This is a genomic window from Erythrobacter sp. BLCC-B19 (genome assembly GCF_028621955.1).
In the GTDB taxonomy this organism is placed as follows: domain Bacteria; phylum Pseudomonadota; class Alphaproteobacteria; order Sphingomonadales; family Sphingomonadaceae; genus Erythrobacter.
In genome coordinates, this window is the sequence record NZ_CP117516.1 from 1,965,674 (window position 1) to 1,980,593 (window position 14,920).

At 65.3% G+C, this 14,920-nt stretch carries 10 protein-coding genes and 1 tRNA gene; 8 read left to right on the forward strand and 3 right to left on the reverse strand.

The features are described from left to right. Window positions 1-75 precede the first annotated feature (75 nt). On the reverse strand, window positions 76-783 hold the full coding sequence (gene pdeM, locus PS060_RS09270) for a ligase-associated DNA damage response endonuclease PdeM (protein WP_443112376.1): 708 nt from the start codon (window positions 781-783) through the stop codon (window positions 76-78). Between the two features lie 103 nt (window positions 784-886). On the opposite strand from pdeM, the gene hemF reads away from it, so the two are divergent. The 3 genes from hemF (at window position 887) to PS060_RS09285 (ending at window position 4,365) form a co-directional block, all read left to right on the forward strand. Continuing rightward, window positions 887-1,744 carry an oxygen-dependent coproporphyrinogen oxidase gene (hemF, locus tag PS060_RS09275; protein WP_273982649.1) on the forward strand — a complete coding sequence of 286 codons (858 nt, stop codon included), beginning with the start codon at window positions 887-889 and terminating at the stop codon, window positions 1,742-1,744. A 52-nt stretch (window positions 1,745-1,796) separates the two neighbouring features. After that, a complete protein-coding gene (locus PS060_RS09280) occupies window positions 1,797-2,186 on the forward strand; it encodes a hypothetical protein (protein WP_273982651.1) in 390 nt (129 codons plus the stop codon). Between the two features lie 88 nt (window positions 2,187-2,274). After that, entirely contained in the window at window positions 2,275-4,365 is a 2,091-nt protein-coding gene (locus PS060_RS09285; protein WP_273982652.1) for a RelA/SpoT family protein, read from the forward strand. Window positions 4,366-4,394: 29 nt separating this feature from the next. Here PS060_RS09285 and PS060_RS09290 read toward each other — a convergent pair whose 3' ends face one another. After that, window positions 4,395-5,528, reverse strand: coding sequence for a peptidylprolyl isomerase (locus tag PS060_RS09290; RefSeq protein ID WP_273982653.1), 1,134 nt, complete (start codon window positions 5,526-5,528; stop codon window positions 4,395-4,397). A gap of 259 nt (window positions 5,529-5,787) precedes the next feature. On the opposite strand from PS060_RS09290, the gene PS060_RS09295 reads away from it, so the two are divergent. Further along, window positions 5,788-5,878 (forward strand) — tRNA-Ser (locus PS060_RS09295). Between the two features lie 864 nt (window positions 5,879-6,742). Here PS060_RS09295 and PS060_RS09300 read toward each other — a convergent pair. After that, the gene (locus tag PS060_RS09300; protein WP_273982654.1) at window positions 6,743-7,333 is read right to left on the reverse strand and encodes a LysR substrate-binding domain-containing protein; all 591 of its coding nucleotides are present in this window, start codon (window positions 7,331-7,333) and stop codon (window positions 6,743-6,745) included. Between the two features lie 1,086 nt (window positions 7,334-8,419). Between PS060_RS09300 and PS060_RS09305 the strand changes: the two genes are divergently transcribed. The 4 genes from PS060_RS09305 (at window position 8,420) to PS060_RS09320 (ending at window position 14,901) form a co-directional block, all read left to right on the forward strand. Further along, complete coding sequence (locus tag PS060_RS09305) at window positions 8,420-11,260, forward strand: TonB-dependent receptor plug domain-containing protein (protein ID WP_273982656.1); 2,841 nt, start codon at window positions 8,420-8,422, stop codon at window positions 11,258-11,260. A gap of 79 nt (window positions 11,261-11,339) precedes the next feature. Continuing rightward, window positions 11,340-12,791 (forward strand): putative basic amino acid antiporter YfcC, encoded by a 1,452-nt coding sequence (yfcC, locus tag PS060_RS09310; protein WP_273982657.1) that lies wholly within the window; start codon window positions 11,340-11,342, stop codon window positions 12,789-12,791. Continuing rightward, on the forward strand, window positions 12,791-14,017 hold the full coding sequence (locus tag PS060_RS09315; protein WP_273982658.1) for a cyanophycinase: 1,227 nt from the start codon (window positions 12,791-12,793) through the stop codon (window positions 14,015-14,017). The genes yfcC and PS060_RS09315 overlap by 1 nt, the downstream gene beginning before the upstream one ends. Next, entirely contained in the window at window positions 14,017-14,901 is an 885-nt protein-coding gene (locus tag PS060_RS09320; protein ID WP_273982659.1) for an isoaspartyl peptidase/L-asparaginase family protein, read from the forward strand. Before PS060_RS09315 ends, PS060_RS09320 begins: the two co-directional genes overlap by 1 nt. Window positions 14,902-14,920 lie beyond the last annotated feature (19 nt).

Genomic DNA, 14,920 nt, shown 5'->3' on the forward strand with positions numbered 1-14,920 from the left:
ATATGGGGTGTTCTCCTGAGGTTGCTTATCGGCGGCTATGTAGTGCGAAATCGGCGCCAGCGCCAGATGGAGTCTTTATGCTGGCATTTGCCACAAGGGAAAGCGCGCGATGCGGCCTGCGGCGGGCATCAACGCCTCGATCTGGCGGGCGGGCTGGAGGGCGGACAGGATCTCGGGCGCGCCCGCGTCCATCCCGCCGGTGAGCGTGCCGAAGGCGGGCAGGATCATGCGTTCGGCGCCGTTGCTGCTGCGGCTCATGACGGCGCAAGGCCGGGCGATGTGGCGATTCCTGACGTTCACCCTGAGCTTGGGGTGAAAGTGGCCCGACAGTTCGGGCGCGGTCTCTCCGGCGCGGGCTTCGTGGCGCAGGATTACACCGCCCAGCACGAGCTCGGGGACGATCGTCCCACCGAAGCCCTTGGGCAATGCCTCGTCGTGGTTGCCGGTGATCCACACCCAGTCGAGCGCCCGCGTGAGCGCTTCGAGCATCCCGGTGCAATGCGCATCGAGCCGCAATGCGCCTGCATCATCGTGGAAATTGTCGCCAAGGGTAATCACCCGCCGCGCGCCGGTGATCCGCACCGCATCGGCCAGCCGTTCGAGCGTGTCGCGGCTGTCGTAGGGCGGTAGCATGGAGCCTCTGGCGGCAAACCAGCTCGCCTTTTCCAGATGCAGGTCAGCCACCAGCAGCGCACGCTCCGCCGGCCAGTAAAGCGCGCGCCCTTGCCCCAGGGCAAGTTCGTGTCCGGCGAAAGGAAAGGGGGCGAACATAGCGCGAACCATGGCCCAGCCTCTGCCTGCAAACATTCGCCTTGGCAACCACCCCGCAGGGCTTGTGCGAGGCGCTGGCTCGCCTATGGTGCGCGCAGATGACGGATGGGGATGTATGACGGACTGGACACCTTACACCGAGCGCGCGCGCGTGTGGTTCGAAGACCTGCGCGATGATATCTGCGCCGAGTTCGAGGCGATCGAGCGTGAAGCGGGTTCGGACGCCGCGTTCCAATACACCCCCTGGCAGCGCGAGGAGGAGGGCAATCCCGATCCCGGCGGCGGCACGCAGGGGTTGATGAAGGGCAAGGTGTTCGAAAAGGTCGGCGTGAACGTGTCGACCGTGCGCGGCAGCTTTGCCAAGGAATTTGCCGGCTCGATCAACGGGGCGAGCGCCGAGGCACCCGGCTTCGTCGCCACCGGCATCAGCCTGGTCGCACACATGAGCAACCCGCACGTGCCCGCCGTGCACATGAACACCCGCTTCCTCACCACCACCAAGGCGTGGTTCGGCGGCGGGGCGGACTTGAACCCGCCGCTCCCCTATGCCGAAGATACCGAGGCGTTTCACGCCGCGATGCGCGCGGCCTGCGATCCGCATAACGAGAGCTATTACGAACGCTATTCGAAGTGGGCGGAGGAGTATTTCTACATCCCCCACCGCAAGGTGCATCGCGGCGTGGGCGGATTGTTCTGCGACCACCTCGAATGTGCCGACGATGCCGCCTGGGAGCGCAACTTCGCCTTCATTCAGGATATCGGGAAGCAGTTCCTCGAAGCCTTCCCGGCTATCGTCAGGAAGCGCATGAACACGCCCTTCACCCCCGAGGACGAAGCGCAGATGTTCGAATACCGGGGCCGCTATGCCGAGTTCAACCTCGTCTACGACCGCGGCACGATCTTCGGCCTCAAGACCGGCGGCAATATTGACGCGATCCTGATGAGCCTGCCGCCCAGGGCCACCTGGTCATAACGCGCTGACGCGTTGCAGGCGCCGCTGGCCCGCTCAACCGGAGTATCCTGTCATGCTGTTTCGCCCTTTGCTTGCGGTGGCTCCGGCTCTCGCTCTGATCCTCGCTCCGGTCGGCTTGGCAGCGCAGGAAGCGGCCACGCGCCCGCCGGCCGAGGCGCCGTACCAGACCAAGCTGGAATGCGGGGTCATCAATGCTTTCCTGGCCGGTTTCTACGGTGAAGACACCGAAGAGGGCATGATCGCTGCCGAGAATTCGGAAGTTTGGATCAATCTCGCGGTGGCCGAAAAGCCGGATGACGAGATGAAGGTCGTCGCCGATTTCGAAGCTGCGGCCACCCGGATGCAGGCCGAGATCGAAGGCACCATTTCAGCGACCAACAACGAGGCCTTCTTTGCCCTGGTCGAACGCTATGTGGCCGCCTGTGACCGGTTCGGCGGATGAGGCATCTGCCTGCGGGGGCCGCAAAAACCGCGTCCCAGCGCAAATGCCCACTTGCCGATAAGGCGATGCGACTGCACATCATCAGGTAATGCTGCGCCAGTACGAACTCGTCGAGAAGGTCCTCGATTACGACCCCGACGCCGATGAGGCGATGCTCAACCGCGCCTATGTCTATACCGTGCAGAAGCACGGCAGCCAGAAGCGCGCCTCCGGCGACCCCTATTTCAGCCACCCCGTCGAAGTCGCGGGGCTGATGACCGACCTGAAGCTCGATCAGGCGACCATCATCACCGCGCTGCTCCACGACACGGTCGAGGATACCCTCGCCACGATCGAGGATATCGAGGCCCATTTCGGCCCCGAAGTCGCGCGGCTGGTGGACGGGGTCACCAAGCTCTCCAAGATCGAGGCCATGCCCGAGAACGAGCGCGCAGCGGAAAACCTGCGCAAGTTCCTGCTCGCCATGTCCGAAGACATCCGCGTGCTGCTGGTCAAGCTTGCCGACCGCTTGCACAATATGCGCACGCTCCACTTCATCAAGAAGCCGGAAAAGCGCCTGCGCATCGCGCGCGAGACGATGGATATCTACGCCCCCCTCGCCGAGCGGGTGGGGATGTATGAATATATGCACGAAATGCAGGCGCTGGCCTTCCGCGAGCTTGAGCCCGAGGCCTATGCCACGATCACCGGCCGGCTGGAGCAGTTGCGCTCGCAAGACGGCGGGCAGGTCGATGCGATTGCCCTGAAGATCAAGCAACGCCTCGCCGAAGCGGGGCTCAAGGTCGAGGTCTACGGGCGCGAGAAGCACCCCTATTCGATCTGGCACAAGATGGCCGAACGCCATGTCAGCTTCGAACAGGTGACCGACATCATGGCCTTCCGCGTCCTCACCGACACGGAGGAGGACTGCTACCGCGCACTGGGCATCCTCCACACCACCTGGCAATTCCTGCCGGGCAAGTTCAAGGACTATATCTCGACGCCGAAGTCGAACGGGTACCGTTCCCTGCACACCTCGCTGATGTACGAGAATTCGATGCGCGTCGAAGTGCAGGTTCGCACCCGTGCGATGCATCGCACCAATGAATTCGGCCTCGCGGCGCACTGGGCCTACAAACAGGGCGACAAGCCCGACGGCGCGGTGGGCTGGCTGCGCGACCTGATCGAGATCGTCGATGCCAGCCACGATGCCGAAGAGCTGCTCGAACACACCCGCATGGCGATCTATCAGGATCGCATCTTCGCCTTCACCCCCAAGGGCGCGCTGTTCCAGCTGCCCAAGGGCGCGACGGCGGTCGACTTTGCCTTTGCGGTGCACACCAATCTCGGGCTGCAGACGGCAGGTGTGAAGATCAACGGCCGCCATATGCCGCTGCGCACGCCGCTGGCGAATGGTGACGTTGTCGAGATCATCAAGAACCCCCACGCCAGCCCGCAGCTGTCATGGCTGGCCTTTGTCGTCACCGGCAAGGCGCGCGCCGCCGTGCGCCGCGCGGTGCGGATGAAGGAGCGCGCCGAGGTCGCGACCATCGGTTCCAAACTGTTCGACGAAATTGCCGCCCGCGTCCCGGCGCGCATCGGCAAGAAGGCGATCCGCGCGGCGGTCGAACGACTCGGCATGGAGGAGCCGGACGACCTGATGTACGCCATCGGCGCGGCCAAGATCACCGACCGCGAGGTGATGGAAGCGCTCGTCCCCGGCTGCACCGCCGATATTCAGGAAGACGAACACTGGGAACGGCGTGAACGCGCGATCTCGATCACCGGCCTGACGCCGGGTGTCGCCTTTGAACTCGCGCCTTGCTGCCACCCCGTCCCCGGCGACCGCATCGTCGGCATCCGCCGCAAGGGCGAGCCGGTGCTCGTCCACGCGATCGACTGCATGGAACTGGCGAGCGGGGTGGACAGCGACTGGATCGACCTAGCCTGGGGCAACCAGTCAAGCGGGGCGACCGGGCAATTGTCGGTGACGATCTACGACCGGCTCGGCACGCTGGCCGAAATGGCGGGCATCTTCGCGCAGAACAAGGCCAACATCATCACGCTGATGCAGGCGCATATCGACCACCCCTTCGTCACCTATGATGTCGAGGTGGAGGTCGAGGATTCGGCGCATCTCAATCGCATCATCTCGGCCCTGCGCGCCAGCGACGCGGTGGCCCAGGCGGAGCGGCAGTAGTCCTCCCCAACCGCGCTGGACCTGAGGGCTCAATTCGGCGAGCGGGGCGGAGCAGCCCATGCCTGCTCAACCACCCGCCGCACCGGCACGCGGATGTTGCAGATATCCGCGCCGCCGGCGGGGACGATGAAGAACGGATCGCGGCGGTTGGCGACGGCTTGGGCGTAGGCCGCGAAGGTCTCGCTTTCGGTCGACAGGTATTCGAACGCGGGTTGTTCACTCGCAGGCAGGTCGGCCACGACCCGTACCGATGTGATCGCCGTGCGCTTGCCCGCTTCCTCGGCGGTGTAGAACCCCAGCGCGCCCGATCCGCGCGGCAGGCTGGAGAGGTGCTCCATCCCCTCGATCACCCGGCCGACCAGCGCGATATTGCGATCGAGGTGACGGGGCGCATGGCCGATCACGGTATAAAGCTCCGCGCCAGAGCCAGTGTCGGGCGAATAGTTCCGGCCCACGCCGACCATGCCGTAGCAGTGGACGGGCCAGAACGGATTGCCTTCATCCCCCATGGTTCCGCCAAGCGGCCAGCCCAGGGCCAGCGTCACAAAATCGGCATAGGCATCCCCCATGCGCGGCGGCTCTTCGCTGGCCGGAGGCGTCCCGGTCTGCAAGGCTTGCCGGAACGCCTCGGGGACTACCACACCGCCGTTGGTCGCGATCATGGCATTGCGAATCATCGTCGCACCCAAGCTATAGTTCATCCGAGGCCGCCCGCGCGGGTCCGGGACGGCAAGCAGATCGGGCGCGAGATACTCCGCCTCGGTCATCGCCTTCAGCCCTTCCGGCAGCGGCTTGGGCTTCCCCGTCGCCTCGGGGTTGTCGTAATTGGGATCGCCCCACTGGGTGACGTAATTGTCCTGCACCCGGTTGACCGAAATCCCGTCATACCAGCCCGAGCGCGCGAACAGGCGGATGTTGTGGACCCAGCCCTGACTGAACGGCGCAGGCATGAGCTGGATCACCACCTGCCGCGGCTTGCCGTCCGTGTCTGGGGCGAGGGTCATCACCAGAAGATCCTCCGCCGGGATCAGAACCCAGTCCTTGCGCGGCGCGGCGGCGACGATTTCGGAAGGGGCGGGTGCGGCTGGCTTGGTAGCCTCCTCGGCAGCAAGCGGCAGGGCAAGGGCAAGGGCGGCCGAAGCGGCGAGCAGGATGGTTCTCATGGGGGCAGGTTGTGGCACATTCGCCCCCCAAGCAAAAACCCCTTTCCGCACGCCAGGCAGGCAGAAAGGGGCTTTCGAGGCCGCGTTCGCAGGGAATGCCGTATCCGCGCAGCGCGTTGCCTGTGCGACTCCTTTACCACGATTCCCGCCCGCCCCCAAACCGCCACGCCTTGCGAAGCGATCCGTTCGCCGCTAGGGGCCGGGCTTGCCGCAAATCGCGCTCAAGCAGCGCAGCGGTAGCGCGACAAAAACGCGCGACGGAGCAGTGGCCGAGTGGTCGAAGGCGCACGCCTGGAAAGTGTGTATACGGCAAAACCGTATCGAGGGTTCGAATCCCTCCTGCTCCGCCACCGGCCTTTGAAAATCTTGAATCTTTCCTCTCAAGAGTGGCCGGCTCCCGTAAACGCCCCCCGATACGAGGTTTGTTTGGGTCGAGCGGCATGGCGGCGCATTTCTCTCTGCCGAAATCTGCCAATCAGATCCGAGTGAAGCGCACTGAGCCCTTTGAAACGACGAGGCATTTTGCGCGTGGCCGGCAAATCAGTTTTGATTGACCAGGTGGCTGCAAACCGGAGGTCGGCAACTGTTAGGCTGCATGGATCGCCTTCAGTCAGTCACCCCGCCCGAGCTTCGCAACATCAAATCGCCGCAGGTCCGGCACCCGTAGCCATGTCGGCCCCTGCCCGCATTAACCTCGCGCCTTATGCTTGATGACAGATCATTCCGGCGAACGACGATAGGCCTGCCCTCAATGGCCGAGTTTGGGGCTTAGCGGTCATTAGGAAATCGTATGTCGAATGACTGGTTTTGCCAGAAGCTGACATCGAGCCCGAACGGCAGTCATCGCTTACCGGCAGGAGTGGTCTCTTTGCCGGACATCCGCACACGACTGGTAACGCTTCGCAGGCTCGTTCACGCTCGGACGAACCATTCTTGCTGGATGCTTTGGCCCGCAAACTCTTGTCTCGCGAGCGCTGCACACAAGCAATCCAGGTCATGACGCAAGCGCCTGAGTCCGCGGAGCAGACGCTCCGACGGAGACGGTCATCTGACAAAATGCGTAGATGTTACATCGGCAGGCGCGCCCGCCGCGAGGTTATCCGCGTGCGCCGCTATCAAAGCAATTCGGTTGCCCTGAAAAGCTGTCCGACCGCTCGCTGAGCGCCTGTGCGAGGAAATCCATCACGGCGCGGATGCGGGCGACTTTGCGCAGATCACTGTGCACCAGCAGCCACAGCGCGCTGGATACTTCGGGCAAGACGGGGCTGCATCGCACAAGATCGCTTGCGGGATCGGCCATGTAGCAAGGCAGCAGCGCCAGGCCATTGCCTTGCCTTGCCTTGCCTTGCTGCCAGAAGCACGCCGCTGAGCGATGACATCACCAGCCGGGTGCGCGAAGGCGGAACATGGCTTTCGAGCCATCTGTAGGCAGCGGTGTGCGCAAGGGTTTCATCAAGCCCGACCCACGCATGATCGCCGTCAAGCTCGGCACTGCCTGCCTGTTCAATGTATGCTCTTGCAGCATAGACGGCAAAACCGATCGGCGCGAGCTTGCGGCCCACCAGATGCGGTTCGGGAGCGGCGGTCGCTCGCAAGGCAAGATCGGCATCGCGCCGCGTGAGGTTTGCCATCTGTGTCGCTGTGACCAGTTCAAGCCGGATATCAGGATAAAGCGCCGTCAACTGCGGGACGAGTGCCACAAGCAGCGGGAGCAGGGTATCGGTGGTGGCCAGGCGGACTGTTCCAGCGGGGCGCAGATCCTCGCCGGCAAGCCGCCGTTCGAGCGCGATAATGCCGCGATCCATCTCCTGCGCAAAGGCGATCATCGCTTCACCGGCCGGTGTCGCGGAATAGCCTTCGCGCTGGCGATCAAACAGGCGACATGGGCACGCATATTGATGCGCTCAATCACTTCGGGCTCAATGGCCGGATCGCAGTCTCGATGCCGATGCGGTGGTGACCTTCATTACCGACGAGCGGGGAGAAATCAGCGCGATGAGAATTGCCGCGGCGTCCGAGCAAACGGGCTTTTCCTACGATTATCATCATCTTGCACCCAAGCGCGTCAAGGACTGACAAGCATGTACCATTCTGTCACCGGCCAAACGCTTGTGGAAGTACGAATTGAGCGTTCGCTCCCCACCCAATTTCTGTCAAATCCTGTGCTCTCGCCGGTCTATACAGGCTCCCACAACTGCGACAGATCATCCATGGCCGTCTTCGGGGATCGCGCGCGAATGGTCGAATGACCGAGATCAAGGCGCAAAGCTGACTGGACATCCATGGCGGCTGCCGCGGACGACCGGGTCTGGATCGGCAGCCGACACTCCCCAACTCGGGCCGCGAATGGCGGGTATTGCAAGTTCGGGCCGCAAGAGCCGCCATTTCAGACGAGACGCCACAGCTGGCCTCTGGTGGCTGACCCCGTGCGCAAATTGGTAAGCCCTGCAAGAAGCAGCAAATTGCTGAAGGCGGGTAAACGTCAATGGTAGCGGCAAGTCTTACCTGCAAACGGAAAACGGGATCGCCAACCCTGCGACAGAAAACTGGCCATCCCGGGCCAAGCGGGGGGGTGATTGTACACCATTGCGCCTGATTGCAGGCGGTTCGTAAGAATCTTGCGTCCTACGAGTATCCGTGACATGATCATGTGATGGGTGGCTTGTTTTTCTGTCCCTTCGGCGGTCAAGTGACCGTGCGCCGGTCGGTCGAGTATCACCTCACCGACTGGTTCAACGAGTGATTCCTTGCCGCGCGGGATAGGCGCGGACTGATCACAGCGCTTGGCGGCTTTCACTGCCGCGCTGCTCTACATCACAGATCCGGGCTTCATTCCGCTGATTCGCCTCGCGGCCGCGTGCCGCGCCTGAGGGTTTCAGGGGGTTCACCTTATGTCGTTTCAAACACCGCTTTACCGCGGCGCACTGTGCGTCGCCTCCATTCTGCTCGCCGGCGTTGCCACGCCTGCTCTGGCCCAGGCCACGGCGCAGCCCGCCGACGCCGTGGCTGATGTTACCACAACCGAGGAACAGGCCGCTCAAGAGGGCCAGGCCATCACCGTCACCGGCAGCCGCATTGCCGGCCTGCCCAAGGACGGCCCGGTGCAGACGCTGTCCGTGACGCGCGACGATATCGTCCAGTCGGGCGCAGGCACCATTATTGAAGTGCTGCAAGACCTGCCCGTCACCAGCGGCGGCGGCCAGACCTTCTCGACCGCGACCGCCGGTGCGCTGTCCTCCGACACGCCGGTCGGCGCTTCGGCGGTGTCGCTGCGCGGGCTTGGTGCCTCCTCCACCCTGACGCTCATCAACGGGCGGCGGGCGCAAATCAGCGCGTTTGCGCGCGGGCAGGAGAGCTTCATTGATGCAAGCTCCATTCCTCTGGCCGCGATCGAGCGGGTCGAGGTGCTGCCGTCCGGCGCATCGGCGATTTACGGGGCGGACGCCGTGGCGGGGGTCGTCAACTTTGTGCTGCGCGAGGATTTCGAAGGGCTGGAGCTGTCAGGCTCCTACGGCAATTCGACCGCCGGGACAGACGAAGGCCGCTTCAACATCTCGGGCGTGTTCGGCGCCCAGCTGGGCGAGCGCAATTCGGTGATGCTGGTGGTCGATTATTTCCGCCGCAATCCCTTCTTCCTGCGCGACCGGGCGATCAGCCGCAACAGCTTCAGCCCGAGCCAGCAGGGCTTCTTCCCGAGCTTCAACGATCTGTTCCTCCAGACCAACGACCAGACCGAAGGCCCGGGCAACGGCGGCTGCGCGCCCGAGAATTTCGGGGTCGGCAACCTCGGCGAGTTCTGCGAGGTCAACAACAACGCCTTTGTTTCCGCCAATGACCGGCTGGAAACGCTGGGCGGGTTGTTCACCCACCAGTTCCGCATCACCGATGGTCTGACATGGTACAACGACGTCATCTACCAGCGCGTCCGGTCACGCGGGGTCAGCAGCCCGGCGAATTTCAGCCGCGCGCCGGTCGATCCCGAAAACCCGTTCTGGCCCGCCGCGCTCCAGCAGGACATCATCGATGAAGCCGGGGTGGACGACTTCAGCGAGTTCTTCGGCTTCCCGATCTTCGCCTGGGGCAAGGTGCCCGAACCGCGCGGGGTTGAGGTCGAATCCGACAGCTACCGGATCACCTCCGGTCTCAAGGGCGATCTGACCGGCGATTGGGACTTCGATGTCGCCTTCCTGTTCGGCGGCAATGACCGGGTGCAGCGCGGGACATCGGGCCTGTACCGTTCGGGTGCGTTCTTCGATCTCAACCTCGGCAATATCTGCACCGACGGCAGCCGGGTGAATCGCTGGACGGTGAACGCCGCCCGGCCAAGTGCACGCTTCGTGGGTGACACTTGCGAGGACGCGGGCAAATCGACCCTGTGGTACAACCCGTTCGGCGGCCAGACCGAACAGGCCGACGGCGTGCTCGACCTGCTGGAAACGGAGGCCGAACGGCGCGGTAAGTCGCGGCTCTATGCGCTGGATGGCTTCGTCAGCGGCACGGTGCTCGATCTGCCCGCCGGCCCGGTCAAGGCCGCGTTCGGCGGCGAATTCCGCCGCGAAACGCTGAGCGATGTGCCCTCGGGCCTCGCGGTCGCAACCCCGACCAACCCTGATCCGATCCTTGGCTTCTCGTCCACCAGCGCCAATGCCACGCGCAACAACTGGTCCGTGTTCGGGGAGTTCTACGTCCCGGTGACCGAGACCTTCAACCTGCAACTGGCCGGACGTTACGACGACTTCCAGGGCTTCGGCGGCGACTTCAATCCCAAGATCGCCGCACGCTGGCAGCCGGTGGAATGGCTCGCGGTGCGCGGCAATTACTCGACCAGCTTCCGCGCGCCTTCGCTGGCGCAAAGCGGGGCGGGCGTGCTGCTGTCGTCCTACCGGGTCGATTGCCGGGCCACGCCGCAGGCCTGCAACAACAACGCCAACGCCACCGGGCAGGCGCTGTTGTCCGAGGACGTCGGCAACACCAACCTCGAAGCCGAAAACGCCCGCAGCTTCGGCGGCGGGGTGGTGTTCCAGCCGAACAATGCGATCGAACTGCTGGTCGATTACTGGAACATCCGGCACGAGAATCTGGTCGGCATCGACGAGGATGATTTCATCCGCCGCGCGCTGGCGGGCGAATTCCCGGTGGTCGGTTCCGGCCTGTTGCCGACCGGTTCGCCGGGGCTGGAAGTGACCAACGGCTTTGTGTCGGACGCGCATTTCCAGATCACCAATCTCGGCTTCCAGAAGACCGACGGGATCGATGTGGCCTACACCCACCGCTTCCCCGAAGGGCCGCTCGGGTTGTTCACGCTGACCGCGGACGTCACCCACATCCTCAACTTCGACCGGCAGGCGTCGCCCTCCAGCCCGGTTGAACGGCTGGCGGGGGATTACCTCTTCCCCGACTGGATCGGCGCGGCCCGCCTGCGCTGGCGCAAGGATGAATGGCGCGCGAGCGTCGCCGGGTTCTACACCAGCGGCTACCGCGACGATCCGGCCAACCGGACGCTCGACGCCCTCGGCCTTCCGCGCGGGCAGGACTATTTCGTCGATGATTACATCACCGTCGATTTCACCGTCAGCTACGATTTCGCCGAAGACAGCTTCGTCCAGCTGGCGGTGCGCAACGTGCTTGACGAGGATCCCCCGCTGGTGCTCGGTTCGTCGTCCAATGTCGACCTGTTCAATCACGACCTTATCGGTCGGTTTGCCACGGTCAGCATCGTGACGCGGTTCTGAGCCACGGTGAGGGTCGCACCACCCGGGCCTTGCGCGTCAAGGGCGCGCAGGGCCCGGGGCGGCGCGACGAGGAGAATGCATGACTGACGATCCCGCACTGCCCCCGGCGAAACGCTGGCAGATGCCCGATACGCTGCTGATCCTGTTCACGCTCGCCGCGCTGGGGTGGGCGGCGACCTGGCTGTTCACACCGGGCCAGTTCGCGCTGGCGGGTGATCCGGCGCGGATCGTGCCGGGCAGCTTCACCGCCGCCGCCGGGCCAAGCCCCGCGCCGATCATGGGCGGGGAGGAGCGCACCGGCTTCATCGATTTCCTGTTTGCAGGGTTGGTGACGGGAGACCGCAATTCGGCTGCCATTGGCCTCATGGCCTTCATCATCGTGCTGGGCGGCGTGTTCGGGATGGTGATGAAGACCGGCGCGATCGACGCCGCGCTGCAATCCGCCCTGCCCGGCGGCAAGGCGCGCAACGAGACGCTGATCATCGCGCTGTGCATCGCCTTTTCGCTGGCGGGCGCGGTGTTCGGGATGTCGGAGGAATCGATTGCGCTGACCCTGCTGCTTGCGCCTGCGCTCACCCGTGCGGGCTATGACGCAGTGACGGCGGTGCTGGTGTGTTACGGCGCGAGCCAGATCGGCTTTGCAACGAGCTGGATGAACCCCTTCAGCGTGATCGTTGCGCAGAGCATTGCCGGCCTTGCGCCCATGTCGGGGCTGGAGGTGCGCGCGGTGCTGTGGCTGGGCTTCACCCTCGCCGCCGCGCTGTTTGTGGCGCGTCATGCCCGCGCGGTGCGGCTTGGGCGGCGGGAGCGGATCGGGACGCTGGGCGAAGCGGCGGCAGAGGCTCCGGCGATGGCGTTCACTTTCGCTCACAAGCTGGTGCTGCTGACTGTGATCGCCGGGGTGGGCTGGGTCGCGTGGGGTGTTTCGACCCGCGGCTACTACCTGCCCGAAATCGCCGCGCAGTTCTTTGCTGTCGGCATCGTCACCGCGCTGATCGCCCACTTCGGCGGGATCGCTGGTGCGCGCGTGCACGCGATGGTCGACGCCTTCCGCGAGGGCGCTGCACAATTGCTTCCCGCTGCGCTGGTCGTGGGCGCGGCCAAGGGTATCCTGCTGATCCTGGGCGGAGATGACCCTGCGCAGGTCTCCCTGCTCAACAGCCTGCTGGCCGCGCTCGGCAATCTGACCGCCGCCATGCCCGAATGGCTGACCGCCTGGGCCATGTATATGGTGCAAAGCCTCATCAATCTGTTCATCGCCTCGGGATCGGGGCAGGCGAGCGTCACCATGCCGATCATGGCCCCGCTGGCCGACCTGTCGGGCGTCACCCGCCAAACGGCGGTTCTGGCGTTCCAGCTGGGGGACGGGTTCACCGATCTGGTCAATCCGACCTCGGCCGTGCTGATGGCCTGCCTTGCGGCAGCGCGGATCGGGTTTGGCGAGTGGCTGGCCTTCATCTGGCGGCCGGTGCTGGGGCTGATTGCCCTGTCGAGCGCGGTGATGATCGCCGCTCATCTTGGAGGATATTGATGCTGGCGCGGTTCATTCTGGCGGGTCTGGCTCTGGTAGCGGGCACTGACGCGGCGCAGGCCGACGGGGGCACGCTGGTGATTGTCGGCGGCGGGCTCGATCCGGCCAACGCGGAGATTTACGGCGCGTTGCTCGCGGCCCGGCCCGAAGGTGCGCCCGCCATTGCAATTATCCCCGCCGCCTCGGGCGAAGCCGGCGCCTCCTCGCGCGCGGCGACGCGGGCGCTTGAACGGCATGGCGCGATGCCAGAGGACATCGTGACCGTGCGCCTCGCAATGGTCGATGACCCCGGCACGCCCGATGTCGACGAGAGCACATGGGCCGGCAATGCGCATGATCCGGCCGAAATCGCTGCGGTCGAGCGGGCGGGCGCGATCTGGTTTCTGGGCGGCGATCAGGCGCGCATCATCGCCACATTGCTGGAGGCGGACGGCCGCGACACCCCGATGCTCGCCGCGATCCGGCGACGGCTGGCGGCGGGCGCCGTGGTCGGCGGCACCTCGGCCGGGGCAGCGATCATGAGCGAAGGGATGATCGGCCAGGGCGACAGCCTGGGCGCGCTGCTGGCCAATGCGGGCGGCGAACCGCTTGAACTGACGCGCGGGCTCGGGTTCCTGAAAGGCGCGCTGGTCGATCAGCATTTCGGTGAGCGCGCGCGGCTCGGGCGGCTGGCGGTGGCGATCACCGACCCCGATCAGCCGCAGCGCATCGGCCTCGGGATTGATGAGGACACCGCGCTGATCGTCAGCCTCGGCGATGGCCGCGCGCAGGTGAAGGGCAGGGGTTATGTCACTCTGCTCGACGCCCGAACGGCGCAGCGAACCCCCGGTCAGCGGATCGGGATCGCAGGGCTGAGGCTCGGGCTGGCGGGCGCGGGCGACCGCATCGATCTTGCCGAGCCGGGGGTCACCCCCGCCGCTGTCCGCAAGCCCACGGCGGGGCGCGAATACGTCGAACGCCCGCTGCTCGCAGGCGGCGGCATGGCCTATGGCGACCAATCGCTTGCTGGTGTCGTGGGGGAGGGATTGCTGGACAACGCCGCTGCCAGCGTGACCGAACGCCACTCCTTTGCTGGCCTTGAGGGCGTCACCTACCGTTTCGCCAAGACCGGCGCGGCGCGCGGGTGGTGGGGCCGCGATGCGCAAGGCCGCGCCCGCTACACGATCGAAGGCGTCGCCTTCGACATCACCCCGATCACCCTTGCCATCAGAAAGGCCACCGATTGATGCCGCACCCCCACGTGATCGCATTGCACGGCGGAGCAGGCGTCCACCCCAACCGCGACTATCGCGAGGTCGAGGTGCATCTTGGCGCGCTGGTGCGGGACTGTGAGGCGCGGCTGGCAGGCGGAGCAAGCGCAATCGACGTGGTCGAACACGCGGTCGCGGCGATGGAGGCGAGCGGGCTTTATGTCGCCGGGCGCGGGTCCGCCCCCAATGACCGGGGTGAGGTCGAATGCGACGCCGCGATCATGGACGGCGCACGGATACGCGCCGGCGGCGTGTGCGCGGCGGTGGGCCTTGTCCACCCTATCAGCGCGGCGCGTGCGGTGCTCGAACACACGCCCCATGTGCTGATCGCAGGCGCAGGCGCGCGGCGCCTGGCGGAGGAGCAGGGTTTGGCGCTGGTCACCGACAGCGCCGCCCATTACCGATTGCCCGTGGGGGTCGAAGCGGAGGAACTCCTCCAGCTCGACAGCGGCCTTGCCCACGGCACAGTCGGCGCGGTGGCGATGGACCGGAAGGGTCGGCTGGCCGCCGCGACCTCGACCGGCGGCCTGTTCGGCAAGCGCGCCGGGCGCGTCGGCGATACCGCGCTCACCGGGATCGGCAACTGGGCGGACGGCGACATCGCGGTCAGTTGCACCGGCATTGGCGAGGCCTTCATCTACGCTGGCGGCGCGCGGGACATCGCTGCGCGCATCGCCTATGGCGGGGCGAGCCTCGACGAGGCCTGCGATGCGATGCTGGCAGAGGTCGCGCGCCAGCGCGGCGATGGCGGGGTGATCGCGATTGACCGCTGCGGCGCAGTGACGCTGGCGTTCAATTCGCCTGGCATGAAAAGAGCGGTGGCAGGCGCGACTCTCAAGCCGTTTGTTGCCATTCTTTAGAAGTTGCACGCGTGGCGAG